The 333-nt window shown below is 55.3% G+C and carries 1 pseudogene; it reads left to right on the top strand.

Going from position 1 to position 333, the window contains the following annotated elements:
• Window positions 1-160: 160 nt before the first annotated feature.
• A pseudogene (locus ACLD9W_RS12580) lies at window positions 161-333 on the top strand (integrase core domain-containing protein); the annotation flags it as partial.

Raw genomic sequence — 333 nt, 5'->3', positions numbered from 1 at the left:
CAACGGCAAAGACGAACGTTTCCACCGCAGCCTGAAAGCCGAAGTGCTCAAAGGCAGAACCTTTGGCGGGGCTGTTGGCAATCAGCTTGCGAAGCGGTTTTTTGAGGAAAAATTCGCGGATGCAAGGAAAAAAGCACAGCAAGGTTGGACACCTTGCGAGCATTTTTGACGCGGCAGTCGCGGATTTTTACCAAAAACACCTCCGCAAGGCTGATTGCCAACAGCCCCCGGAGCAGGCACAGCAGGCATTTGACAGCTGGCGGCACTGCTACAACCACGAAAGGCCGCATGAAGCACTGGGACTGGACACCCCTTCGCAACACTACCGCAGCA

The sequence above is a fragment of the Neisseria sp. WLZKY-1 genome, from assembly GCF_046546535.1.
Taxonomy (GTDB): Bacteria; Pseudomonadota; Gammaproteobacteria; order Burkholderiales; family Neisseriaceae; genus Neisseria.
Note: the sequence above shows the minus strand (reverse complement) of the source record. Positions and strands in the feature narration are given on the sequence as shown.